The 23265-nt window shown below is 71.2% G+C and carries 24 protein-coding genes and 5 tRNA genes; 23 read left to right on the top strand and 6 right to left on the bottom strand.

The window, feature by feature from the left end; translation table 11 throughout:
- The first annotated feature begins 204 nt into the window (after window positions 1-204).
- The 9 genes from ABZ454_RS34355 to ABZ454_RS34315 all read left to right on the top strand — a co-directional run bounded on the left by ABZ454_RS34355 (window position 205) and on the right by ABZ454_RS34315 (window position 4242).
- Window positions 205-393: a hypothetical protein gene (locus tag ABZ454_RS34355; protein ID WP_356321685.1), complete on the top strand. Its 189-nt coding sequence runs from the start codon at window positions 205-207 to the stop codon at window positions 391-393.
- A gap of 86 nt (window positions 394-479) precedes the next feature.
- Entirely contained in the window at window positions 480-1256 is a 777-nt protein-coding gene (locus ABZ454_RS34350) for a fumarylacetoacetate hydrolase family protein (RefSeq protein WP_356321686.1), read from the top strand.
- On the top strand, window positions 1249-2721 hold the full coding sequence (gene gltX, locus ABZ454_RS34345) for a glutamate--tRNA ligase (protein WP_359543470.1): 1473 nt from the start codon (window positions 1249-1251) through the stop codon (window positions 2719-2721). Before ABZ454_RS34350 ends, gltX begins: the two co-directional genes overlap by 8 nt.
- 217 nt (window positions 2722-2938) lie before the next feature.
- Window positions 2939-3658: an HAD family hydrolase gene (locus ABZ454_RS34340; protein WP_359543469.1), complete on the top strand. Its 720-nt coding sequence runs from the start codon at window positions 2939-2941 to the stop codon at window positions 3656-3658.
- Window positions 3659-3744: 86 nt separating this feature from the next.
- A tRNA-Gln gene (locus tag ABZ454_RS34335) sits at window positions 3745-3816 on the top strand.
- Between the two features lie 35 nt (window positions 3817-3851).
- Window positions 3852-3924, top strand: a tRNA-Glu gene (locus tag ABZ454_RS34330).
- A 60-nt stretch (window positions 3925-3984) separates the two neighbouring features.
- Window positions 3985-4057, top strand: a tRNA-Glu gene (locus ABZ454_RS34325).
- Between the two features lie 12 nt (window positions 4058-4069).
- A tRNA-Gln gene (locus ABZ454_RS34320) sits at window positions 4070-4141 on the top strand.
- A 28-nt stretch (window positions 4142-4169) separates the two neighbouring features.
- Window positions 4170-4242: transfer RNA gene (locus ABZ454_RS34315), tRNA-Glu, on the top strand.
- Window positions 4243-4824: 582 nt separating this feature from the next.
- Here ABZ454_RS34315 and ndgR read toward each other — a convergent pair.
- Entirely contained in the window at window positions 4825-5541 is a 717-nt protein-coding gene (gene ndgR / locus ABZ454_RS34310; protein WP_003966003.1) for an IclR family transcriptional regulator NdgR, read from the bottom strand.
- Between the two features lie 174 nt (window positions 5542-5715).
- Here ndgR and leuC point away from each other — a divergent pair, with 174 nt between their 5' ends.
- From leuC to ABZ454_RS34290, 4 genes are all read left to right on the top strand, one after another.
- Entirely contained in the window at window positions 5716-7140 is a 1425-nt protein-coding gene (leuC, locus tag ABZ454_RS34305; RefSeq protein ID WP_356321689.1) for a 3-isopropylmalate dehydratase large subunit, read from the top strand.
- 5 nt (window positions 7141-7145) lie between these two features.
- Complete coding sequence (gene leuD / locus ABZ454_RS34300; RefSeq protein WP_356321690.1) at window positions 7146-7739, top strand: 3-isopropylmalate dehydratase small subunit; 594 nt, start codon at window positions 7146-7148, stop codon at window positions 7737-7739.
- A gap of 104 nt (window positions 7740-7843) precedes the next feature.
- Entirely contained in the window at window positions 7844-8071 is a 228-nt protein-coding gene (locus ABZ454_RS34295) for a hypothetical protein (protein ID WP_359543468.1), read from the top strand.
- A gap of 143 nt (window positions 8072-8214) precedes the next feature.
- Window positions 8215-8892, top strand: coding sequence for an HU family DNA-binding protein (locus ABZ454_RS34290; protein WP_359543467.1), 678 nt, complete (start codon window positions 8215-8217; stop codon window positions 8890-8892).
- Between the two features lie 92 nt (window positions 8893-8984).
- Here the strand turns inward: ABZ454_RS34290 and ABZ454_RS34285 are convergent, their stop codons facing one another.
- Both ABZ454_RS34285 and cofC read right to left on the bottom strand, forming a co-directional pair.
- On the bottom strand, window positions 8985-9188 hold the full coding sequence (locus ABZ454_RS34285; protein ID WP_356321694.1) for a hypothetical protein: 204 nt from the start codon (window positions 9186-9188) through the stop codon (window positions 8985-8987).
- A gap of 10 nt (window positions 9189-9198) precedes the next feature.
- The gene (gene cofC / locus ABZ454_RS34280) at window positions 9199-9882 is read right to left on the bottom strand and encodes a 2-phospho-L-lactate guanylyltransferase (RefSeq protein ID WP_356321695.1); all 684 of its coding nucleotides are present in this window, start codon (window positions 9880-9882) and stop codon (window positions 9199-9201) included.
- Between the two features lie 162 nt (window positions 9883-10044).
- Here cofC and ABZ454_RS34275 point away from each other — a divergent pair, with 162 nt between their 5' ends.
- The 3 genes from ABZ454_RS34275 (at window position 10045) to ABZ454_RS34265 (ending at window position 13192) form a co-directional block, all read left to right on the top strand.
- Window positions 10045-10797: a lysophospholipid acyltransferase family protein gene (locus ABZ454_RS34275; protein WP_356321696.1), complete on the top strand. Its 753-nt coding sequence runs from the start codon at window positions 10045-10047 to the stop codon at window positions 10795-10797.
- Window positions 10794-11804, top strand: a complete 1011-nt coding sequence (locus tag ABZ454_RS34270; protein ID WP_359543466.1) for an NAD(P)H-dependent glycerol-3-phosphate dehydrogenase — start codon at window positions 10794-10796, stop codon at window positions 11802-11804. Before ABZ454_RS34275 ends, ABZ454_RS34270 begins: the two co-directional genes overlap by 4 nt.
- Window positions 11805-12034: 230 nt before the next feature.
- Window positions 12035-13192 carry a D-alanine--D-alanine ligase family protein gene (locus tag ABZ454_RS34265; protein WP_356321698.1) on the top strand — a complete coding sequence of 386 codons (1158 nt, stop codon included), beginning with the start codon at window positions 12035-12037 and terminating at the stop codon, window positions 13190-13192.
- Window positions 13193-13241: 49 nt separating this feature from the next.
- On the opposite strand, the gene ABZ454_RS34260 is transcribed toward ABZ454_RS34265, so the two are convergent.
- Window positions 13242-13730, bottom strand: coding sequence for a DUF3515 domain-containing protein (locus tag ABZ454_RS34260; RefSeq protein ID WP_359543465.1), 489 nt, complete (start codon window positions 13728-13730; stop codon window positions 13242-13244).
- A 20-nt stretch (window positions 13731-13750) separates the two neighbouring features.
- Complete coding sequence (locus ABZ454_RS34255) at window positions 13751-13984, bottom strand: Lrp/AsnC ligand binding domain-containing protein (protein ID WP_064070330.1); 234 nt, start codon at window positions 13982-13984, stop codon at window positions 13751-13753.
- 323 nt (window positions 13985-14307) lie between these two features.
- On the opposite strand from ABZ454_RS34255, the gene ABZ454_RS34250 reads away from it, so the two are divergent.
- Together ABZ454_RS34250 and thiD are read left to right on the top strand one after the other, a co-directional pair.
- The gene (locus ABZ454_RS34250) at window positions 14308-15279 is read left to right on the top strand and encodes a thiamine-phosphate kinase (protein ID WP_356321700.1); all 972 of its coding nucleotides are present in this window, start codon (window positions 14308-14310) and stop codon (window positions 15277-15279) included.
- A 10-nt stretch (window positions 15280-15289) separates the two neighbouring features.
- The gene (gene thiD / locus ABZ454_RS34245; RefSeq protein WP_359543464.1) at window positions 15290-16099 is read left to right on the top strand and encodes a bifunctional hydroxymethylpyrimidine kinase/phosphomethylpyrimidine kinase; all 810 of its coding nucleotides are present in this window, start codon (window positions 15290-15292) and stop codon (window positions 16097-16099) included.
- Between the two features lie 92 nt (window positions 16100-16191).
- On the opposite strand, the gene rpmB is transcribed toward thiD, so the two are convergent.
- Window positions 16192-16377, bottom strand: a complete 186-nt coding sequence (rpmB, locus tag ABZ454_RS34240) for a 50S ribosomal protein L28 (protein WP_003965989.1) — start codon at window positions 16375-16377, stop codon at window positions 16192-16194.
- Window positions 16378-16635: 258 nt separating this feature from the next.
- On the opposite strand from rpmB, the gene ABZ454_RS34235 reads away from it, so the two are divergent.
- From ABZ454_RS34235 to ABZ454_RS34215, 5 genes are all read left to right on the top strand, one after another.
- Window positions 16636-18264 carry a DAK2 domain-containing protein gene (locus ABZ454_RS34235; RefSeq protein WP_359543490.1) on the top strand — a complete coding sequence of 543 codons (1629 nt, stop codon included), beginning with the start codon at window positions 16636-16638 and terminating at the stop codon, window positions 18262-18264.
- Between the two features lie 121 nt (window positions 18265-18385).
- Window positions 18386-20602, top strand: a complete 2217-nt coding sequence (gene recG, locus ABZ454_RS34230; protein WP_359543463.1) for an ATP-dependent DNA helicase RecG — start codon at window positions 18386-18388, stop codon at window positions 20600-20602.
- Between the two features lie 126 nt (window positions 20603-20728).
- A complete protein-coding gene (gene rsmD / locus ABZ454_RS34225) occupies window positions 20729-21313 on the top strand; it encodes a 16S rRNA (guanine(966)-N(2))-methyltransferase RsmD (RefSeq protein ID WP_356321703.1) in 585 nt (194 codons plus the stop codon).
- Between the two features lie 26 nt (window positions 21314-21339).
- Complete coding sequence (gene coaD / locus ABZ454_RS34220) at window positions 21340-21819, top strand: pantetheine-phosphate adenylyltransferase (RefSeq protein WP_359543489.1); 480 nt, start codon at window positions 21340-21342, stop codon at window positions 21817-21819.
- Between the two features lie 167 nt (window positions 21820-21986).
- Window positions 21987-23123, top strand: a complete 1137-nt coding sequence (locus tag ABZ454_RS34215; protein WP_359543462.1) for a cell division initiation protein — start codon at window positions 21987-21989, stop codon at window positions 23121-23123.
- Window positions 23124-23265: the final 142 nt, after the last annotated feature.

The raw sequence follows: 23265 nt of genomic DNA, 5'->3' as shown, positions 1-23265 counted from the left end.
CAATGTCCGTTTGTTCCGCCTCCATCCGTGGCCCGAATTGGGGTGATTGTCGCTCCCTTCGTGAGCAAACTCACAGGATGATCGCCGTCTCTTCCCGGGTTGCTCAGGGAATTGGATGTTTAGCCTGACGCTTTACAGGGATGGCAGAACCGACAACCGGCGCCCCTCCGCGGGCCGCCCCTACCGACAGGGTCCGTACGGCAGATGAAGACGACGATGATGTTCCGCAACATTGCCAACCCCCGGCGCACCACGCTGGCGCACCTCAAGGACGCCGAAGCGCTGCACACGCCGGAGCAGCCGGAACACGCGGTCGACCTGCCGACGCAGACGGCCAACCCGCGCCGCACGATCCTGATGGTCGCCCCCGCCGCCACGGCCGCCGCGGAGTAGTCCCGCACCGCGTCCCCCCTCACCCGAGGCGATAGCCTGGAGCGTCAGTCTTCAGCCACCCAGCAAGTGAGGGGCGACAGCAACCCGTGCGCATCGCCAGGTTCTCCATCGACGGCAATGTCGCCTTCGGCGCGGTCGAGGGCGACGGGCCCGATGGTCTCGTCCTCGACATCATCAAGGGCATCCCGTACGCCGAGTTCGAGCTCTCCGGGACCAAGGTCCCGCTGAACAAGGTCCGGCTGCTGCCGCCCGTGCTCCCCAACAAGGTCGTGGCCATCGGCCGCAACTACGCGGAGCACGCCGCCGAGCTCGGCAACGAGGTCCCCGACGCCCCCGTCGCCTTCTTCAAGCCCACCACCTCGGTGACCGGCTCCGGCGACGCCATCGAGTACCCCTCCTTCTCCCAGGACGTGCACTACGAGGGCGAGCTGGCCGTGGTCATCGGCCGGATGTGCCGCGAGGTGCCGCGCGAGCGGGTCAAGGACGTCATCTTCGGCTACACCTGCGCCAACGATGTCACCGCCCGCGACGCCCAGAAGCGCGAGAAGCAGTGGGCCAGGGCCAAGGGCTTCGACACCTCCTGCCCGCTCGGCCCCTGGGTGGAGACCGACCTCGACCCCCGCGACCTCACCATCCAGACCACCGTCAACGGTGAGCAACGCCAGCTCGGCCGGACGAGCGAAATGATCCGGAGCATCGAGGACCTGGTCGTCCACATCACGGAAGCCATGACGCTGCTCCCGGGCGACGTGATCCTCACGGGCACTCCCGCAGGGGTCGGACCCCTCCATGTCGGCGACGAGGTCGCCGTCACCATCGAAGGCATCGGCACTCTCACCAACAAGGTGATCAAGCGTGGTTAACGCAGCAGTTCGCGTACGTTTCTGTCCCTCCCCGACCGGCAACCCCCACGTGGGCCTGGTCAGGACGGCTCTCTTCAACTGGGCCTTCGCCCGCCACCACCAGGGCACCCTCGTCTTCCGCATCGAGGACACCGACGCGGCGCGCGACTCCGAGGAGTCGTACGAGCAGCTCCTCGACGCGATGCGCTGGCTCGGCCTCGACTGGGACGAGGGCCCCGAGGTCGGCGGCCCGCACGCCCCGTACCGCCAGTCGCAGCGCATGGACATCTACCAGGACGTCGCCGAGAAGCTCCTGGCCGCGGGCCACGCGTACCACTGCTACTGCACCACCGAGGAGCTCGACACCCGTCGCGACGCCGCCCGGGCCGCCGGCAAGCCGTCGGGCTACGACGGCCACTGCCGTGACCTCGGCGCCGAGCAGAAGGCCGCGTACGAGGCCGAGGGGCGCACGTCCATCGTCCGCTTCCGGATGCCCGACGAGGCGATCACCTTCACCGACCTGGTCCGCGGCGACATCACCGTCCAGCCGGAGAACGTCCCGGACTACGGCATCGTCCGCGCCAACGGCGCCCCGCTCTACACGCTGGTCAACCCGGTCGACGACGCGCTGATGGAGATCACGCACGTCCTGCGCGGCGAGGACCTGCTCTCCTCCACCCCGCGCCAGATCGCCCTCTACCGGGCGCTCATCGAGCTGGGCATCGCCAAGGACACCCCGGCCTTCGGCCACCTCCCCTACGTCATGGGCGAGGGCAACAAGAAGCTCTCCAAGCGCGACCCGCAGGCCTCGCTCAACCTGTACCGCGAGCGCGGCTTCGTGCGGGAGGGGCTGCTCAACTACCTCTCGCTGCTCGGCTGGTCGATCGCCGAGGACCGGGACATCTTCGACATCGACGAGATGGTCGCCGCGTTCGACATCAAGGACGTCAACGCCAACCCGGCCCGCTTCGACCTCAAGAAGTGCGAGCACGTCAACGCGGAGCACATCCGCAGGCTGGACGTGAAGACCTTCACCGAGGCCTGCGGCCCCTGGCTCAAGGCCCCGTTCGCCCCCTGGGCCCCGGAGGCCTTCGACGCGGAGGTGTTCGCCGAGATCGCCCCGCACGCCCAGACCCGGGTCACGGTCCTCTCCGAGATCACCGCCAACGTCGACTTCCTCTTCCTCGACGAGCCGGCGACCGACGAGGCGTCCTGGGCCAAGGCGATGAAGGAGGGCTCCGACGCCCTGCTCGTCACGGCCCGCGCCGAGCTGATCGCCGCCGAGTGGAACGCGGAGGCCCTCAAGGCCGCCGTCCTCACGGCCGGCGAGCAGCACGGCCTGAAGCTCGGCAAGGCCCAGGCCCCGGTCCGCGTCGCCGTCACCGGCCGCACGGTCGGCCTGCCGCTCTTCGAGTCCCTGGAGATCCTGGGCCGCGAGAAGACGATCGCCCGCATCGACGCGGCGCTCGCGAAGCTGGCCGCGTAACGGCTGGTGAGCACACGAGGGGGTGGCTGTCCCGATGGGGCGGCCACCCCCTCGGCGTCGCCGGGCTTCGTTTCCCGGCCACATGGCCGCGCCGCCACCGGCGCTGCGCCGGGGCGGGCCCCGCACGGCCCCGTGGGCAGCCCGAACGCCGTACGAGGGCACCCGGCGCCTCCGGAAGCCCGCCCAGCGCGCCCCGTGGCCGCATAGGCTGGTGCGTATGCCGATCCGAGCCGTGCTCTGGGACATCGACGACACGATCTTCGACTACTCCGGCGCCGACCGCGTCGGCATGCGCAAGCACCTGCAGACCGAGGGCCTGCCCGAGGGGTACACCTCCCTCGGGCAGGCCCTCGACGCGTGGAGGGCCATCACGGACGTGCAGTGGGCGCGGTTCGCGGCCGGCGAGGTCGACTTCCAGGGGCAGCGCCGGGAGCGGGTGCGGGCGTTCCTGGGGCGCTGGCTGAGCGACGGGGAGGCCGACAGCTGGTTCGGCAGGCACGCAGGCCACTACGAGGCGGCCTGGGAACTGTTCCCCGACGTCGTGCCGGTCCTGGACCGGCTGGCCGGCGGATACCGCCACGCCGTCCTGTCGAACTCCAGCATCCACAACCAGGACCGCAAGCTGCGCACACTCGGGGTACGGGACCGCTTCGAGGTGGTGCTGTGCGCCGTGGAACTGGGCGTCTCCAAGCCCGCCGCCGGCGCCTTCCTCGCCGCCTGCGAGGCCCTGGACCTCGCCCCGCACGAGGTGGCGTACGTCGGCGACGAACCCGACATCGACGCGGGCGGGGCCGTGGCCGCGGGGCTGACCGGCATCTGGCTGGACCGGCGCGGGCGGGGCGGACGGCCCGAGCTCGCCCGGATCACGGCCCTCGATCAGCTCCCCGGCCTGCTGGCGGGCGATACCCGTTTTGGAGCGCCGGACACCTTCGGGTAATGTTCTTTCTGCGCCGCCCGAGCGGAACGAAAGATCCGGACGGGAAGCGCAGACAGAGACAAGACCTGTCAAGGGTTGCGTTTCAGTGGGCTATGGTGTAATTGGCAACACTACGGTTTCTGGTACCGTCATTCTAGGTTCGAGTCCTGGTAGCCCAGCGCAAGATCGCAAGACCAGCACGTTGTAGGAACAAGCCCCCGTTGTGTAGCGGCCTAGCACGCTGCCCTCTCACGGCAGTAGCGCCGGTTCGAATCCGGTCGGGGGTACAGATCCTTCCCGCGAGAACATCTGGGTCGCACCCACGTTCTCGACGCAGGATCGCTAGGGCCCCCGTTGTGTAGCGGCCTAGCACGCTGCCCTCTCACGGCAGTAGCGCCGGTTCGAATCCGGTCGGGGGTACTTGTCACACCATGGGCTATGGTGTAATTGGCAACACTACGGTTTCTGGTACCGTCATTCTAGGTTCGAGTCCTGGTAGCCCAGCGCAAGACCCGCAAGTCGCAGTATCCAAGCCCCCGTTGTGTAGCGGCCTAGCACGCTGCCCTCTCACGGCAGTAGCGCCGGTTCAAATCCGGTCGGGGGTACAACAGAGCAGCAGGCAAAGGCCCTTCACTCCGGTGAGGGGCCTTTCGCTTGTGCGCGCGGCCTGTTCGGGCCGGTGGTGACCCTGCTGATCGGCCTGCGGATCAACCCCTTCCGGGGAGCGCGCCACTGGCCTCTGGTGCGCGCGCGATGCCGCGCCTGCTGCGGGAGTTGAGCCGGGCCACGAGGAGGGGGCTGCTCGGATGCGCCCGGTTGTCCGGCACGCCGAGGACGTACTACGTCGTCCAGGACGGGGAGCAGAAGGGGGAGAAGCGGTACGCGTACGCCGTGGGGCCGGACATGCCGCACCGCAAAGCGAGGGCGGTGATCAACCGCACGGGGAAGAGGTCCGGCAGCACTGAGGCTGTGGCACGAGACCTGTGCGGCGCCGAGGGCGGCTACGAGTCGGTCACGCCGACGAGCCGGCATTCGGGCCGGCCGCGGCGACCGGGTCGCTGCCGGGGGAGGGGCGGGGCCGCCGTACGGCGGATCGTCTCGCACACCGCTCGCCGGCGAAGTGAGGTGCTGAAGGGGGCCGCCACGACGCTGGGGCGGCCTGCGGAAGAAGGCGCGGGGGTGCCGGATCAGCCCGTGCGGCGCAGGGCCTCGCTCAGCCGGGCCGCCGAGTCGATGACGGCCTGGGCGTGCATCCGGCCCGGGTGGCGGGTCAGCCGCTCGATCGGTCCGGAGACAGAGACCGCCGCGACCACCCGGTTCGAGGGGCCGCGCACCGGAGCGGAGACCGAGGCCACGCCCGGCTCGCGCTCACCGATCGACTGGGCCCAGCCCCGGCGCCGTACGCCGGAGAGCGCCGTCGCGGTGAAGCGGGCGCCCTGGAGGCCCCGGTGGAGGCGCTCGGGCTCCTCCCAGGCCATCAGGATCTGGGCGGAGGATCCCGCCTTCATGGTGAGCGTGGAGCCGACCGGCACGGTGTCCCGCAGTCCGGACAGCCGCTCCGCCGCCGCCACGCAGATCCGCATGTCGCCCTGCCGGCGATAGAGCTGGGCGCTCTCGCCGGTGATGTCGCGCAGATGCGTGAGCACGGGCCCGGCCGTGGCCAGGAGCCGGTCCTCGCCCGCCGCGGCGGCGAGCTCCGAAAGGCGGGGGCCGAGGATGAACCGGCCCTGCATGTCCCTTGCCACCATGCGGTGGTGTTCCAGTGCCACGGCCAGCCGGTGAGCCGTGGGTCGTGCGAGCCCGGTCGCCGCGACCAGCCCGGCAAGGGTGGCCGGCCCGGACTCCAGGGCGCTCAATACCAGAGCCGCCTTGTCGAGTACGCCGACGCCGCTAGAGTTGTCCATACGACGATACTCGCGTCTCACTCTGTGAAACGCAAGTTCAATTTTCCAGGGAAGTTGCGAACCTGTACGGGCGGCCCCACAACGGCCCGTAGCCACCGCCCCGCACGGGGGTCCGGACGGGGGCGCACCGAATCTCTAGTTGGGCCGGCGACGACGCCGGCCGGAGGGAAAGCGATGGGTAGGACACTCGCGGAGAAGGTTTGGGACGACCACGTCGTCCGGCGCGCCGAAGGCGAGCCCGACCTCCTCTACATCGATCTGCACCTGCTGCACGAGGTGACCAGCCCGCAGGCCTTCGACGGTCTGCGGCAGGCCGGACGCCCGGTGCGGCGCCTCGACCTCACCATCGCCACCGAGGACCACAACACCCCGACCCTCGACATCGACAAGCCGATCGCCGACCCGGTCTCCCGCGCTCAGCTGGAGACCCTGCGCAAGAACTGCGCGGAGTTCGGCGTCCGGCTGCACCCGCTGGGCGACGTCGAGCAGGGCGTCGTGCACGTGGTCGGCCCGCAGCTGGGCCTGACCCAGCCCGGCACCACGGTCGTCTGCGGCGACTCCCACACCTCCACGCACGGTGCGTTCGGCGCCCTGGCGTTCGGCATCGGCACCAGCCAGGTCGAGCACGTGCTCGCCACCCAGACGCTGCCGCTGGCCCGCCCGAAGACGATGGCGATCACCGTCGAAGGCGAACTGCCCGACAGCGTCACCGCCAAGGACCTGATCCTCGCGATCATCGCGCGGATCGGCACCGGCGGCGGCCAGGGCTACATCCTCGAATACCGCGGCTCCGCCATCGAGAAGCTCTCGATGGAGGCCCGGATGACCATCTGCAACATGTCGATCGAGGCGGGCGCGCGGGCGGGCATGATCGCCCCCGACCGGACCACCTTCGACTATCTGCGGGGACGGGACCACGCCCCGCAGGGCGAGGACTGGGACGCGGCCGTCGCGTACTGGAAGACGCTGCGCACCGACGACGACGCGGTCTTCGACGCCGAGGTGGTCATCGAGGCCGCCGAACTGGCGCCGTTCGTCACCTGGGGCACCAACCCCGGTCAGGGCGCGCCGCTGTCGGCCAACGTCCCCGACCCCGCTTCGTACGAGGACGCCTCGGAGCGCAACGCCGCCGAAAAGGCCCTGGAGTACATGGGGTTGACCGCCGGCCAGCCGCTGCGCGAGATCAGTGTCGACACCGTCTTCGTAGGTTCCTGCACCAACGGCCGGATCGAGGACCTGCGCAACGCGGCCGCGATCCTGGACGGCCGCAAAGTCGCCGACGGCGTACGGATGCTGGTCGTCCCGGGCTCCGTCCGGGTCGCCCTGCAGGCCGTGGAGGAGGGCCTGGACAAGGTCTTCACCGCCGCCGGAGCCGAATGGCGGCACGCGGGTTGCTCGATGTGCCTCGGCATGAACCCCGACCAGCTGGCCCCCGGCGAGCGCTCCGCCTCGACCTCGAACCGCAACTTCGAGGGCCGGCAGGGCAAGGGCGGCCGTACGCACCTGGTCTCCCCGCAGGTCGCCGCCGCCACCGCCGTGCTGGGCCACCTGGCCTCGCCGGCCGACCTGTCCGACGCCCGTACGCCCGCCGGAGTCTGAGAATCATGGAAGCTTTCACCGCACACACAGGCCGGGCCGTCCCGCTGCGCCGCAGCAACGTCGACACCGACCAGATCATCCCCGCCCACTGGCTGAAGAAGGTCACCCGGGACGGCTTCGAGGACGGGCTCTTCGAGGCCTGGCGCAAGGACGAGAACTTCGTCCTCAACCGCCCGGAGCGCAAGGGCGCCTCGGTCCTGGTGGCCGGCCCCGACTTCGGCACCGGCTCGTCCCGCGAGCACGCCGTCTGGGCGCTCCAGAACTACGGTTTCAAGACCGTCATCTCCTCCCGCTTCGCCGACATCTTCCGCGGCAACTCGCTGAAGAACGGGCTGTTGACCGTGGTCCTGGACCAGAAGGTCGTCGACGCCCTGTGGGAGCTCACCGAGGCGGACCCGACGGCCGAGATCACCGTCGACCTGGAGAAGCGGCAGGTCCTCGCGGACGGCGTCACCGCCGACTTCGAGCTCGACGAGAACGCCCGCTGGCGGCTGCTGAACGGTCTGGACGACATCAGCCTCACCCTCCAGAACGAAGCGGACATCGCGGACTACGAGGCGGCCAGGCCGGCCCACAAGCCCCGTACAATTAACGCCTGAGCAGCGCGTTTCCAGGACTGCGCCCCCTGCCTTCTGGTAGGGGGCGCAGTCGCTTGTTGAGCCCCCGTCGGGCGACAACTCGCCCCAGATGGCACAATCGGTGCATGGAACGCGACAGCCAACTCAAGCTTTACGGCCAAGTCGCCGACCAATTGAAGGAAGCGCACTCACGAGTGCGTGCACTGCAAGTCCCGGATGGCGTACGGATGGCGCTGAACCGGAAGCTGCTGGTCCTCACGGCCGCGGCAAAGCACGATCTCCCAGGCGCGGCAAGGCGTCTGGACCGGTTGATGAAGGACCTCGATGAGGGCCGATTCCCCGAAGGTGACTGACTCTGCGGAACTGCGCAGCGGTCGACTTCGTTGCGGCACTAGGGTGATTAGCCCGTTTCGTGTTTGATTTGCGGTATATATCTGCCTAACGTGCGAAAAAGCCTGAACAGTTTCGTTCGGGCGATGTCTCCGAAGGGGAAGACGTGAACAAGGCGCAGCTCGTAGAAGCGATTGCCGACAAGGTCGGCGGCCGTCAGCAGGCCGCGGACGCCGTCGACGCGGTGCTCGACGCGATCGTTCGTGCGGTTGTCGCAGGTGACCGGGTTTCGGTCACCGGCTTCGGCTCGTTCGAGAAGGTCGACCGCCCCGCCCGTTACGCCCGCAACCCGCAGACGGGTGAGCGCGTACGGGTCAAGAAGACTTCGGTGCCCCGCTTCCGTGCGGGACAGGGGTTCAAGGACCTGGTGAGCGGCTCGAAGAAGCTCCCCAAGAACGACGTGGCCGTGAAGAAGGCGCCCAAGGGCAGCCTCTCGGGCGGTTCTTCCACCCGTACGACGGCCAAGGCCGCCGCCAAGAAGGCCACCGCCAAGAAGGCCGTGGCGAAGAAGGCGACCGCGAAGAAGACCACGGCGCCGGCGAAGAAGACCACGGCCTCCGCCAAGAAGACCACCGCGACGAAGACGTCCCCGGCGGCGAAGAAGACCACGGGGGCCGCGAAGAAGGCGACCCCGGCGGCGGCGGCGAAGAAGACGGCGCCCGCCAAGAAGGCCGTCGCCGCCAAAACGGCGCCCGCCAAGAAGACCACGGCGAAGAAGGCGCCCGCGAAGAAGACGACAGCGCGCACGACCACGGCCAAGAAGGCGACTGCACGCAAGAAGTGAGGACCGGATCCTCAGGGCTCCTCACACGCGCCGGGCCGGGCTCCCCTCGGGGAGCCCGGCCCGCGGGCTGTCCGGGGCCGTGCGGCCCGGGTTCAGAAGGTCTGCAGCGTCACCAGGGTGATCCGCAGCCCGGCGCCCTCGCCCTCGCCCTCGATCCGCACCCGTTGCCCCGGACGCAGCAGCCGCAGGCCGCCGGCGTCGAAGGCGGGGGCGTCGAAGTCCACCGGGGTGCCGTCGTCGAGCAGCACGCTGCCGCTGCGGGTCTCGGGGTCGTACGTGTACGAGGTCGCCTGCATGGGCGGCAGCTTATCGGTCCGCCGCGGGAACACCCGCGGCCCAGCGTCCCGCCGTGTACGGGCCGACGCCCAGCGCCAGCGCCGCCCGCAGATCGTCGCCCGTGTCCACGTCCCTGCGCACCGAGTCGATACCGGGCAGGGTGACCTCGACCGCCCCCGACCCGAGGTGCCGGGCCCGGGACGGGCCGCCGAAAGCGGGCCGCAATTCCACTCCCGGCCCGGCGGAGAGAAATGTCGTTCCGATTCCCGCGGCATCGGCCACAAAAGCCCGGGGAAAAGCGGCGGAGAATTCGAGTACGCGGGACAATTCCGCAGGCCGCAAGGCGGGCAGATCGGCGTTCAGCGCGGCGAGGGCCGCCCCCGGCCGGACCGACCGCACCGCGCGCTCACCGTGCGCGAGGGCGGCGTTGAGCCCGGCCGCCGGGGTGTCGGCCACGATCCTGGCCCCGAGCGCGGCCAACGCCGCCCCGGCCGCCGTGTCGTCCGTGACGACCACCACATCCGCGACCCCCGGGCAGGACAGCGCGGCCGCCACGGTGTCCCGGGCGAACGCCAGGGCGAGCCGCGGCCTCAGCAGGGCGCCGGAAGCGGGCGTCAGCCTGCTCTTGGCCCGCGCCAGGGGCTTCAACGGGACGACCAGAGACCAGGGGCCGGTCGGGTCGGTGTTCGTGGCGGTCTCCCCCTCGGTGCGCATGGCCGCCTATTCTCGCCTGCCGGTGCGACAACCCGGAGGGGCGGCCCCGGAGGCGAGGCGTACGGTGTTCTCGACAGAGCAGGGGCCCGGGGCGAGACTTGACCGTCGGTAGTCGGTCAGCAGTCGGCTCCACATGTCAGGCCCATAGAGGAAGGTGTCCGAGTGTCCCGCCGCAGAATCGGCTTCTGGTACCGCCTGGCAGCGGTCATCGCGAAACCGCCGCTGGTGATTCTGTTCAAGCGCGACTGGCGGGGAATGGAGCACATTCCGGCCGACGGCGGATTCATCACCGCGGTCAATCACAACTCGTACCTGGACCCGCTTTCGTACGGGCATTTCCAGTACAACACGGGACGGGTGCCCCGGCTCCTGGCCAAGGCGGGCCTCTTCAAGACCCCCTTCGTCGGAATGATGCTGCGCGGCACCGGACAGATCCCCGTGTACCGCGAGACCACGAACGCGCTGGACGCCTTCCGGGCCGCCGTCGACGCCATCGAGCGCGGCGAGTGCGTCGCCTTCTACCCCGAGGGCACCCTCACCCGGGACCCCGAGATGTGGCCGATGGCCGGCAAGACCGGTGCCGCCCGGGTGGCGTTGATGACGCGCGCCCCGGTCATCCCCGTCGCCCAGTGGGGCGCCAACCTGGCGATGCCGCCCTACGCGAGGGAGAAGAAGCTGCGGCTCCTTCCCCGTAAGACCCTTCAGGTCCAGGCCGGTCCGCCCGTGGACCTCTCCCGGTTCTACGACAAGGAACCGACGCCCGACGTCCTGCGCGAGGCGACCGAGACCATCATGCTCGCCGTCACCGCGCAGCTGGCGGAGATTCGCGGCCAGCGGGCCCCCGCCGAGCTCTACGACCACCGCAAGGCCCGTGCACAGCAACGGCGCAAGCTCGAGGAAGAGGGACCCAAGTGACGCACCCCGTGAAGGCAGCCGTCTTCGGAACCGGCTCATGGGGTACGGCCTTCGCCATGGTCCTCGCCGACGCGGGCTGCGAGGTGACCCTGTGGGGGCGCCGGGCCGAGGTCGCCGAGGCCGTCAACACGACCCGTACCAACCCCGGCTACTTGCCGGGCATCGAACTCCCCGCATCGGTCCGGGCCACCACGGACGCGGCCGAGGCGCTGCGCGGCGCGGACTTCGCGGTCCTCGTCGTGCCGTCCCAGACGCTGCGCGCCAACCTCGCCGACTGGGCCCCGCACCTGGAGCCGCAGACGGTCCTGGTCTCGCTGATGAAGGGCGTCGAACTCGGAACCGCGAAGCGGATGAGCGAGGTCATCGAGGACGTCACCGAGGTCTCCGCCGACCGCGTCGCCGTCGTCACCGGGCCCAACCTCGCCAAGGAGATCGCCGAACGCCGCCCCGCCGCGGCCGTCGTCGCCTGCCGGGACGAGTCCGTCGCGCGTCGCCTCCAGGCCGCCTGCCACACCCCGTACTTCCGCCCGTACACCAGCACCGACGTGGTCGGCTGCGAACTCGGGGGCGCCGTCAAGAACGTCATCGGGCTGGCCGTGGGCATCGCCGACGGCATGGGGCTCGGTGACAACACCAAGGGCTCGCTCATCACCCGCGGCCTCGCCGAGACCATCAGGCTGGGCCTGGCCATGGGCGCCGACCCGCTGACCTTCTCCGGACTCGCGGGCCTCGGCGACCTGGTGGCGACCTGCTCGTCGCCGCTCTCCCGCAACCACACCTTCGGCACCAACCTCGGTCGCGGCATGACGCTCCAGGAGACCATCGCCGTCACCAAGCAGACCGCCGAGGGCGTCAAGTCCTGCGAGTCCGTGCTCGAGCTGGCCCGCCGGCACGGCGTGGAGATGCCCCTCACCGAGACGGTCGTCGGCATCGTCCACGAGGGCAAGTCCCCGATGGTCGCGCTCAAGGAACTGATGTCGCGCAGCGCCAAGGCCGAACGGCACTGAGAACGGTCGGGCGGCCCGCGAGCGGTGGGCCGCACGCTTCCCGCGGCGCCGCATGGTCCTGCCGGCTCCGCCGCGAGGAACCCTCGGTGACTGGGGAGCGCGCCCACCCGAACGCGTCCACACACCGATCAAAGGCCACGCCCCGGCCTCCGGCAGGCCGGCCCCGTTCGGGCCCGGACGGCCCCGGCCGCGCTGACGCGACCCGTACCAGCAGGTACGCTCATCGCGATATGAGCAGCGAGAACCTCCCCCAGAGCACGGAGCAGCAGCTCCGCAAGCCGCGTGTGGCCGTCGTGTTCGGCGGCCGCAGTTCCGAACACGGCATTTCGGTGGTCACGGCCGGTGCGGTCCTGAACGCGATCGACCGGACGAAGTACGACGTCCTGCCGATCGGCATCACGACGGACGGCCGCTGGGCGCTCACCGCCGACGAGCCCGAACGCATGGCCATCACGGACCGGAAGATGCCCGACGTGGCACAACTGGCCGAGTCCGAGGAGGGCGGTGTGGTGCTCTCCGTCGATCCCGGCAGCCGCGAAGTGGTCTACAGCGAGCCCGGATCGGTCCCCAAGGCACTCGGTGAGGTCGACGTCGTCTTCCCCGTCCTGCACGGCCCCTACGGTGAGGACGGCACGCTCCAGGGCCTCCTGGAGCTCTCCGGTGTGCCCTACGTCGGCGCCGGCGTCCTCGCCTCGGCGGTCGGCCAGGACAAGGAGTACATGAAGCGCGTCTTCACCTCCTTCGGGCTCCCCGTCGGGCCGTACCTCGTCGTACGCCCCCGCGAGTGGGACAACGACCCTCAGGGCGCCCGCGAGCGCATCACGGACTTCGCCGGCGAGCACGGCTGGCCGCTCTTCATCAAGCCCGCCCGGGCCGGCTCGTCCATCGGCATCACCAAGGTCGAGGACCCCTCCGGCCTCGACGAGGCGATCGAGGAGGCCCGCCGCCACGACCCCAAGTTCCTCGTGGAGTCGCTGCTGCGGGGCCGCGAGATCGAGTGCGGGGTGCTGGAGTTCGAGGACGGTCCGCGCGCCAGCGTGCCCGCCGAGATCCCGCCGGTCACCTCGCACGACTTCTACGACTTCGAGGCCAAGTACATCGACGCGGCGTCCGGGATCGTGCCCGCGCCCCTCACCGACGAGGAGACCGCCGAGGTCCAGCGGCTCGCGGTCGCGGCCTTCGAAGCCACCTCCTGCGAGGGGCTGGTGCGCGCCGACTTCTTCCTCACCGAGGACGGCGGCTTCGTCATCAACGAGGTCAACACCCTGCCGGGCTTCACCCCGATCTCCATGTACCCGCGCATGTGGCAGGAGAGCGGCGTCAGCTACCCGCAACTGGTGGACCGGCTCATCCAGGCGGCGCTGGACCGGCCGACCGGCCTGCGCTGAGAGCGCACCCGCACCCCGCAGGGAGTGCGCCCCGCGCGGGGCGCACTCCCTACAGGCTGCTGGGAACCGTCTTCTTGACCGCCGGCGCGAAGGCCGCCAGCGGAGTCGCGTCGTGCGCGTACGCCTTTGAGAGCGTGACTTCGACGTACGCCTTGCGCAGGGTGGTCGTGAAGCGCGGCCCGTCGCCCTCCCGTTGCTCCAGCAGCCAGTTGACGCCGTCGGCCTCGGCGGCCTTCGACTGGGCGTCGTCCATCTTCGCGGGGCGCGTCACACCGCAGCGCAGTACGATCGCCCCGTCCCCCCACCCGGCGGTCAGATCCGAACGGGGCGCGGGATCACTGCGCTCCAGACCGGCGACGGAACGCGGCAGCTCCTTGTGCAGCGCACGGCAGTAGGCTGCGGCTTCCGAGGACGGGGTGGGCACCGTGACCGACGCCGACGGATCCGTGGAACTGCAGCCCGCCGCAGCCAGGACGACCAGGACGGCGGACGTACCGAGGAGCACGGGGTGAGGGAGCCGGCGGCAGGAAGATGTCACCGGCCCAGCGTAGACGGGGGCTACAGGTGAACGACCGGACAGGTCAGGGTTCGGGTGATGCCGTCCACTTGCTGGACCTTGGCGACCACCATGCGTCCGAGTTCGTCGACCGTGTCGGCCTGGGCGCGCACGATCACGTCGTAGGGGCCGGTGACGTCCTCTGCCTGGATCACTCCCGGAATCTTGGCGATGGTCTCGGCGACGGTCGACGCCTTGCCCACCTCGGTCTGGATAAGGATGTACGCCTGTACCACGGAACCTCCAGGGCGGCCACGAGGATCATGTGGGGGAAAGGGACGCCACGGTATCGCGTTGCCACGGGCCGCGGGGAGACCTGCGGGCCGGATGACGTCCACAGCGTGGCGTACAGAACACACAAGTTGACGTATCTCTTGACAGTACCGACAGCAGTGACGGCCCGCGACCGCAAGCTCAGCGGGGCGGACGGGGGACAGACGTGCCCGTGACCAGCAGGACGGACCGCCCCCGGCGGCCCCGCTCCACGGCAGGTTCGGGCACCCGGCCGCTGAAGCAGGCCGGACGCCCGTCCGGCCCCATAGATGAGAGGTGAGACTCGGTGAAGGGAACCGTGGGCGAGTTGGGGGAGTTCGGGCTCATCAGGGAGCTGACCTCCCGGCTCACCACCACTCCGGCGGTACGGCTGGGGCCCGGCGACGACGCCGCGGTCGTCACCGCCCCCGACCGCAGGGTCGTGGCCAGCACGGACATCCTGCTGGAGGGAAGGCACTTCAGGCGTGACTGGTCGACGGCGTACGACGTCGGCCGCAAGGCCGCCGCGCAGAACCTCGCCGACATCGCCGCCATGGGCGCCGTGCCCACCGCGCTGCTCCTCGGCCTCGTCGTCCCCGCCGAACTCCCGGTCACCTGGGCCGGGGAGCTGATGGACGGCATCCGCGACGAGTGCCAGGTCGCGGGGGCGGCGGTGGTCGGCGGCGACGTGGTGCGCGGCGACACCATCACCGTCGCGATCACCGCGCTCGGCGATCTGCGCAACCACGAACCCGTCACCAGGGCGGGGGCCCAGCCCGGAGACGTCGTCGCCGTCACCGGCTGGCTCGGCTGGTCCGCCGCCGGGTACGCCGTCCTCTCCCGCGGATTCCGCTCACCCCGCGCCTTCGTGGAGGCCCACCGCCGGCCCGAACCGCCGTACCACGCGGGCCCCGCGGCGGCCGGGCTCGGCGCCACCGCCATGACCGACGTCAGCGACGGGCTCGTCGCCGACCTCGGGCACATCGCCGAGGCCAGCAAGGTCCGCATCGACCTGCGCTCCGGGCTCATCGACATCCCGACCCAGATGTCCGACATCGGGCAGGCGGTCGGCGTGGACCCGCTCCAGTGGGTGCTCACCGGCGGCGAGGACCACGCGATCGTCGCGACGTTCCCGCCCGACGTGAAGCTGCCGGCCCGCTGGAAGGTGATCGGCGAGGTCCTCAACCCCTCGGCGCTGCCGCAGGTGACGGTCGACGGGGCGCCCTGGACCAGCAAGAGCGGCTGGGACCACTTCGGGGACATCGAGGACGCCCAGTAGATTACGGCGTATGCCCGTACCCCCCGCCGTACCGCCCCGCGTGCTCACCGTCGCCGGATCCGACTCCGGCGGCGGTGCGGGCATCCAGGCCGACCTGAAGACGATGCTGGCGCTCGGTGCGCACGGCATGAGCGTGCTCACCGCCGTCACCGCCCAGAACTCGCGGGGCGTGCAGGGCGCCTGGGAGCTGCCCGCGGAAGCCGTGCGCGCCCAGTACCGCAGCGTCGTGGACGACATCGGCGTGAGCGCGGTCGAGACCGGCATGCTCGCGTCGGCGCTGCTCGTCGAGACCGTCGCCGCACTGCTCGCCGGGACGGACGCCCCCGCCGTCGTCGACCCGGTCGGCGTCTCCAAGCACGGAGACCCGCTCCTGGCCGCCGAGGCGCTGGACGCGGTCCGGACCAAACTGCTGCCCGTCGCGACCGTGGCGACCCCGAACCTCGACGAAGTGGCACAGCTCACCGGCATCACGGTCACCGACGAGGCCGGAATGCGGCACGCCGCCGCCGAACTCCTCGGATTCGGGCCCCGCTGGGTGGTCGTCAAGGGCGGACACCTGCCGGACGAACCCGTCGACCTGCTCACGGACGGCACCGAGGAGCACTGGCTGCGCGCCCCCCGCCACGACAACCGCCACACCCACGGCACGGGCTGCACCCTGGCCTCCGCCATCGCCTGCGGACTCGCCCTCGGCCAGGACGTGCCCACGGCGGTACGGGCCGCGAAGGCCTACGTCACCGGCGCGATCGCGGCGGGCTTCCCGCTGGGATCGGGGATCGGCCCGGTCGATCACGGGTGGCGTCTGCGGGACGCCCGCTGACCCGCCGCCCCCGAAGAGCACAGCAAAAAGCCGGTCCACCGAGGTGGACCGGCTTTTTGGGCAACCGGTAGGGCTGCGCTACGACGGGAACGTCAGCGCGCGACCTTGCCGGCCTTGATGCACGAGGTGCAGACGTTGAGCCGCTTCGGCGTCCGCCCGACCACGGCACGCACGCGCTGGATGTTGGGATTCCAGCGACGGGACGTACGGCGGTGCGAGTGCGAAATGCTGTTGCCGAAGCTCGGCCCCTTGCCGCAAACGTCGCAGTTGGCAGCCACGGGTCACTCCAAAACTTCAGATGCACTTACAGTGAATTCCGGCACGCCGGATTCATTGGATGAAGTGGCGGTACCGGGGGAATGTCCCGACTCTCGTCGGGCAACCGAAGCAGCATACAACGGCTGCGTCGGAGATACGAAACTACCATGGGTTCCCCATCCGCCCGCCCCGCCCCAGGACCCGCCCCGGCCCCCGGCCGCGACTACTCTGCGGGGCAGCCCGCCGCCCCGGTACGTGCTTTCGAGGAGGACCATCAGGTGCCGCAGACCGCCGACGACCTGGACGCCGTCGCGGTGCGTACCTGGTGCTCACTGGCGCTGGACGCACTGGGCCGGGAGCGCGAGGCCATCGACGCGATCAACGTGTACCCCGTCGCCGACGGCGACACCGGGACCAATCTCTACCTGACCGTGGAATCCGCGGCGGCCGCCGTCGAGGCGGTCTTCGCCGCCCACGAGACCGGCGCCTCGGTCCCCTCCACCGCCGACGCGGTACGCGCCATGGCGCACGGGGCGCTGATCGGGGCCCGCGGGAACTCCGGCACGATCCTGGCGCAGCTGCTGCGCGGCATGGCCGGGGTGCTGGCCGAGGGAGCGGGCGCCGGCCGGCTGCGGCTCGCGCTGGCCAGGGCGGCGGCCTCGGCCCGCCAGGCGGTCGCCCACCCCGTCGAGGGCACGGTCCTGACCGTGGCCTCCGAGGCCGCCACGGCCGCGGGGAGGGTGCCGGACGACGCCGGAGCGCCCGCGGTGGTGCGGGCGGCGTACGAGGGGGCGCGGACGGCCCTGGACGCGACCCCCGGACAGCTCGCCGTCCTCGGCCGGGCCGGGGTCGTCGACGCCGGCGGCAGGGGGCTGGTGGCGGTGCTCGGCGCGCTGGTCGAGGCGGTCTCGGGACGGGCTCCGGAACGGGTGTACGAGGCGTCGCCCGCCACCCCTGACCCCGCTGCCGCGGACTGCCCCGCGGGCGACGGCCCGCAGGACGGACCGGCCTTCGAGGTCATCTACCTGCTGGAGGCCGACGACCGGGCCGTGGAGCGGCTGCGGACCCGGCTCGACGGGCTGGGCGACTCCCTCGTGGTGGTCGGCGGCGACGGGCTGTGGAACGTCCATGTGCACGTCGACGACGCGGGAGCGGCGGTGGAGGCCGGGGTCGAGGCCGGGAGGCCGTACCGCATCCGGATCACCCACTTCGCCGCGGACCGGCTGCACGCCCGCCCCGAGCCCGCCCAGCGCGCCGTCGTCGTGGTCGTCCCGGGCGACGGCCTCGGCGGCCTGTGCGCGCAGGCCGGCGCGACGACGGTGCTCGCGCGGCCCGGGGAACCCCCGGCCAGCGGCGAACTCGTCGACGCCATCCGCCGCGCGCACGCCCGCGAGGTGGTGCTCCTGCCCAACGACGGGGACCTGCGCCACACCGCGGCGGCCGCCGCCGAACAGGCCCGGGCCGAGGGCGTGCGGGTCGCCCTCATCCCCACCCGGGCGGCCGTCCAGGGCATCGCGGCCCTGGCCGTCCACGAACCGGACCGCAGCTTCGACGAGGACGTCGTCGCGATGACCGCGGCGGCCGGCGCCACCCGCTACGCCGAACTGGCCGTCGCCGAACGGCAGTCCTGGACCATGGCGGGCATCTGCCAGGCCGGCGACATCCTCGGCCTGATCGACGGCGACGTGGCCGTCATCGGCGCGGACGTCCCCGGGACGGCCCGCAAGGTGCTGGACCGGATGCTGGCGGCGGGCGGCGAACTCGTCACCCTGGTCCTCGGCGAGGACGTCCCCGACACCCTGGCCGAAGCGCTGGAGGGACACGTCCGCGAGGGCTACATGGCGGTGGACACGGTGGTCTACCGCGGCGGCCACCAGTGCGCTCCGCTGCTGATCGGGGTGGAGTAGGACCCCGCCGCCCGCGGCGCTCCCCGAGGCCGTCGCCGCCCCGCCGGGCGAGGGGGAGGCCACCCGCGGTGACAGGTGCCCGGTGGCGCCCGTCGGACAACTGTCAGTGCCGTGGTGTGCAATGGATCGCGTGTCTGCGTTCGACGAACCCCTCAAGAAGCTGCTCGGTGGCGCCACCGCGAAGGTGATGGCCGAGCACCTCGACCTGCACACGGTCGGCGACCTCCTGCACCACTACCCGCGGCGGTACGAGGAGCGCGGCCGGCTCACGGCGCTGACCGACCTCCCGCTCGACGAACACGTGACGGTCGTGGCCCAGGTCGACGACGCCCGCGTGATGATGTTCAACGGCGGCCGGGGCAAGCGGCTCGAAGTGACGCTCACCGACGGCCACGGCAGGCTCCAGCTGGTCTTCTTCGGCCACGGCGTCCACAAGCCGCACAAGGAGCTCCTGCCGGGCCGGCGCGCCATGTTCGCCGGCAAGGTCTCCGTCTTCAACCGCAAGATGCAGCTGGCCCACCCCACGTACCAGCTGCTCGACTCCGACCCGGCCGACGAGGCCGGGGCGACCGAGGCCGTGGACGCGTTCGCCGGGCGGCTGCTGCCGATCTACCCCGCCTGCAAACAGCTCGACTCCTGGCGCATCGCCAAAGCGGTCGACGCCGTGCTGCCGAGCGCCCAGGAGGCCGTGGACCCGCTCCCGGCCGCGCTGCGCGAGGGCCGCGGCTTCACCCCGCTGCCCGAGGCGCTCCTGAAGATCCACCGACCGCAGACCAAGGCCGACGTCGCCGCGGCCCGCGACCGGCTGAAGTGGGACGAGGCCTTCGTCCTCCAGGTCGCCCTGGCCCGCCGCCGGTACGCGGACACCCAGCTGCCCGCCGTCGCCCGCAAGCCGGTGCCCGGCGGACTCCTCGACGCCTTCGACGCCACACTGCCGTTCACCCTCACCGACGGCCAGGTCAAGGTCTCCCAGGAGATCTTCGACGACCTCGCGACCGAGCACCCCATGCACCGGCTGCTCCAGGGCGAGGTCGGATCGGGCAAGACCATGGTCGCCCTGCGCGCCATGCTGGGCACCGTCGACGCCGGCGGGCAGGCCGCCATGCTCGCGCCCACGGAGGTCCTCGCCCAGCAGCACCACCGGTCCGTCACCGAGATGATGGGGGAGCTCGCCGAGGGCGGCATGCTCGGAGGGTCGGACCAGGGCACGAAGGTGGTGCTGCTCACCGGTTCCATGGGCATGGCGGCCCGCCGTCAGGCCCTGCTCGACCTCGTCACCGGCGAGGCCGGGATCGTCATCGGGACGCATGCGCTGATCGAGGACAAGGTGCGGTTCCACGACCTGGGGCTGGTCGTCGTCGACGAACAGCACCGCTTCGGGGTGGAACAGCGCGACGCCCTGCGCTCCAAGGGGAAGCAGCCCCCGCACCTGCTCGTCATGACCGCCACCCCCATTCCCCGTACGGTCGCCATGACCGTCTTCGGCGACCTGGAGACCTCCGTCCTGGACCAGCTGCCGGCCGGCCGCTCGCCGATCGCCAGCCACGTCGTGCCCGCCAGGGACAAGCCCCACTTCCTCAGCCGCGCCTGGGAACGGGTCCGCGAGGAGGTGGAGAACGGCCACCAGGCGTACGTGGTCTGCCCCCGCATCGGCGACGACGAGGACGACGCCGCCAAGAAGAAGGGGAAGAAGGCCGACGCGGAGAAGGAGGAGGGGGACAAGCGCCCTCCGCTCGCCGTCCTGGAGATCGCCGAGCAACTTGCCAAGGGGCCTCTGAGCGGTCTGCGCATCGAGGTGCTGCACGGCAGGATGCACCCCGACGCCAAGGACGACGTGATGCGGCGCTTCGCCGCGGGCCAGGTCGACGTCCTGGTCGCCACCACCGTCATCGAGGTCGGGGTCAACGTCCCCAACGCCACCGCGATGGTGATCATGGACGCCGACCGGTTCGGCGTCTCCCAGCTCCACCAGCTGCGCGGCCGGGTGGGCCGCGGATCCGCCCCGGGCCTCTGCCTGCTGGTGAGCGACGCCCACGAGGCGAGCCCCGCCCGCGCCCGGCTCTCCGCCGTCGCCGCCACCCTCGACGGCTTCGAACTCTCCCGGATCGACCTCGAACAGCGCCGTGAGGGCGATGTCCTCGGGCAGGCCCAGTCCGGGGTCCGCTCCTCGCTCCGGGTGCTGAGCGTCATCGACGACGAGGAGGTCATCGCCGCCGCTCGCCAGGAGGCCGTCACGGTCGTGGCGGCCGACCCGGATCTGGAGCACCTGCCCGAGCTGCGCGTCGCCCTCGACGCCCTGCTCGACAAGGACCGCGAGGAGTACCTCGACAAGGGGTGACGCCCGAGGCCGCGGGGCAGGCAGCGCCGGGCGGCCGGGGGAGCCCCACCCGCCCCGACGCCATATCGTGGTGGCACGGCGCCCGCAGCACCCTGCGCGCCGCCCCGAACCGAGGACCAGACACCCATGACCCGCGTGATCGCAGGCGTGGCCGGCGGACGCCGCCTGGCCGTCCCGCCCGGCACCGGCACCCGCCCCACCTCCGACCGCGCGCGCGAGGGCCTGTTCTCCACCTGGCAGGCCCTCCTCGGCACCCTCGACGGCATCCGGATCGCCGACCTCTACGCGGGCTCGGGAGCCGTCGGCCTCGAAGCGCTCTCCCGCGGGGCGGTGCACGCCCTGCTCGTCGAGGCCGACGCCAAGGCCGTCCGCACCGTCCGGGACAACGCCCGCACCCTTGGCCTGCCCGGCGCCGAGGTCCGCGCCGGCAAAGCCGAACAGATCGTGACGGGACCGGCGCCCGCGGACCCGTACGACGTGGTCTTCCTCGATCCGCCGTACGCCGTCACCGACGACGATCTTGGCGAGATCCTGCTCACACTCCGTGCCCAGGGGTGGCTCACAGCCGACGCGCTCGTCACGGTGGAACGCAGCACCAGAGGCGGAGAATTCAGCTGGCCCACGGGATTCGAGCCATTGCGGGCCCGTCGCTACGGCGAGGGAACGCTTTGGTACGGTCGCGCCGCCGCTACGTGCGAAGACGCACGATGACCGGACCGGAGAGCGAGGGAATCAAGTTGCGCCGCGCCGTCTGCCCGGGGTCGTTCGACCCCATCACCAACGGACATCTCGACATCATCGGCCGCGCCTCGAAGCTGTACGACGTCGTACATGTCGCGGTGATGATCAACCAGTCCAAGAAGGGCCTGTTCACGGTCGACGAGCGGATCGACATGATCCGCCAGGTCACCTCGGACTTCGGCAACGTCCAGGTCGAGGCCTTCCACGGGCTGCTGGTCGACTTCTGCAAGCAGCGCGACATCCCGGCGATCGTGAAGGGTCTGCGGGCCGTCAGCGACTTCGACTACGAGCTCCAGATGGCCCAGATGAACAACGGGCTCTCGGGCGTGGAAACGCTCTTCGTGCCGACCAACCCGACCTACAGTTTCCTGTCGTCCTCCCTGGTCAAGGAGGTGGCGACCTGGGGCGGAGACGTCTCGCACCTGCTGCCGCCGCTGGTCCACGAGGCCCTGACCGCGCGTCTCTCCCGGCAGTGACCCGCTGACAGTCCGTCACCAGCGTCCCGCACCGGGCCGGGAGAGGCGCCGGGGTGCGCGGGCCCGGCCTGATCCGGTGGGAGACCCACGGGTGTCGGGCGGGCGCCGACTGGCCGTACAGTCGTTCCGTCCGTCTCCAATCGGCAGTAGAGAGTGGCGAGCACACGGTGGACGTGCAGAAGAAGCTCGACGAGATCGTCGAAGCGGTCGGGAACGCCCGGTCCATGCCCATGTCGGCGTCCTGCGTGGTCAACCGCGCCGAACTGCTCTCGATGCTCGAAGAGGTGCGTGAGGCCCTGCCCGGCTCCCTCGCGCAGGCCGCGGAGGTCATCGGCGGCCACGAGCAGCTCGTCGAGCAGGCCCGCCAGGAGGCCGGCCGGATCATCGAGGCCGCCCACGCCGAGCGCGGCTCGCTGATCTCCGGCACGGAGATCGCCCGGCAGTCCCAGGCCGAGGCCGACCGGATCCTCGGCGAGGCCCGCAAGGAGGCCGACGAGATCCGCGCCGAGGCCGACGAGTACGTCGACAGCAAGCTCGCCAATTTCGAGGTCGTCCTCACCAAGACGATCGGCTCGGTCGACCGGGGCCGCGAGAAGCTCCTCGGCCGGGGCCAGGGCTTCGACGAGCAGGGCTACGAGGACCCGGACTTCGCCGAGGCCCCCGAGCGCAGCGCCGACCCGGCCACGCTCCAGCGCCGGGCCGACGAGTACGTGGACACCAAGCTCGGCGCCTTCGAGGCGGTGCTCGCCAAGACCCTGGAGGCCGTCGGCCGGGGCCGGCAGAAGCTGCACGGCCGGGTCGCCACCGATGAACTCGGCGCGCACATGGCCGCCCAGGACGCCGCGGGCAGCCAGGGTCACACCAGTGACGAGGACCACTGGGCGGGTCTGGCCGGGCTCGCCACCCCCGAACCGCTCCAGGTGCCCCAGCAGCAGCACGGCGAGCCGCAGTACCCGGCGCAGCCGGAGCCGCAGTACGCGCAGGCGTACGCCTACCAGGAGCAGCCGCAGCAGGACGTCTACCAGGACCAGCCGCGGCAGGACGCGTACCAGGGCCAGTCGCAGCAGGACGGGTACGGCTACCAGCAGCCCGATCCGTACGCGGGCTACCAGCAGCAGGGCTACGACCCCAACCAGTCCCAGGCCGCGATGCCGGCGCAGGGCTACGACGCCTGGCAGCAGCCCGTGCAGGCCCCGCAGCAGCACCTCCAGCAGCACGGCGAGGGCGCCCTGGACGAGACCAGCCTGTTCGACACCGGCATGATCGACCTGGACCAGCTCCGCCGGTACGAACAGGAGCGCTGAGCGCCCCCGGGGGACCCGGCCGGGCTCCGGACCAGGCGCCCTCCCCGGGACCGGAGCGGGGCCGGATTGGGAGCTGGGCGGTGTGTCCAGTATCCTGGCACTTCGGTCGCGCGTATGTCCGCGATCCCGGCTGCCCGCTTCG

The sequence above is a fragment of the Streptomyces sp. NPDC005803 genome (genome assembly GCF_040630435.1).
In the GTDB taxonomy this organism is placed as follows: Bacteria; Actinomycetota; Actinomycetes; order Streptomycetales; family Streptomycetaceae; genus Streptomyces.
This window is presented reverse-complemented; position numbering and strand designations above follow the sequence as displayed.

Bases quoted from the DNA above. Each gene is read 5' to 3' on its own strand.
- leuC (WP_356321689.1), top strand. From the start codon at position 5,716: ATGGGTAGGACACTCGCGGAGAAGGTTTGGGACGACCACGTCGTCCGG.
- ABZ454_RS34265 (WP_356321698.1), top strand. From the start codon at position 12,035: ATGAGCAGCGAGAACCTCCCCCAGAGCACGGAGCAGCAGCTCCGCAAG.
- ABZ454_RS34355 (WP_356321685.1), top strand. From the start codon at position 205: ATGAAGACGACGATGATGTTCCGCAACATTGCCAACCCCCGGCGCACC.
- leuD (WP_356321690.1), top strand. From the start codon at position 7,146: ATGGAAGCTTTCACCGCACACACAGGCCGGGCCGTCCCGCTGCGCCGC.
- thiD (WP_359543464.1), top strand. From the start codon at position 15,290: ATGCCCGTACCCCCCGCCGTACCGCCCCGCGTGCTCACCGTCGCCGGA.
- rsmD (WP_356321703.1), top strand. From the start codon at position 20,729: ATGACCCGCGTGATCGCAGGCGTGGCCGGCGGACGCCGCCTGGCCGTC.
- cofC (WP_356321695.1), bottom strand. From the start codon at position 9,882: ATGCGCACCGAGGGGGAGACCGCCACGAACACCGACCCGACCGGCCCC.
- recG (WP_359543463.1), top strand. From the start codon at position 18,386: ATGGATCGCGTGTCTGCGTTCGACGAACCCCTCAAGAAGCTGCTCGGT.
- ndgR (WP_003966003.1), bottom strand. From the start codon at position 5,541: ATGGACAACTCTAGCGGCGTCGGCGTACTCGACAAGGCGGCTCTGGTA.
- ABZ454_RS34340 (WP_359543469.1), top strand. From the start codon at position 2,939: ATGCCGATCCGAGCCGTGCTCTGGGACATCGACGACACGATCTTCGAC.
- ABZ454_RS34295 (WP_359543468.1), top strand. From the start codon at position 7,844: ATGGAACGCGACAGCCAACTCAAGCTTTACGGCCAAGTCGCCGACCAA.
- ABZ454_RS34285 (WP_356321694.1), bottom strand. From the start codon at position 9,188: ATGCAGGCGACCTCGTACACGTACGACCCCGAGACCCGCAGCGGCAGC.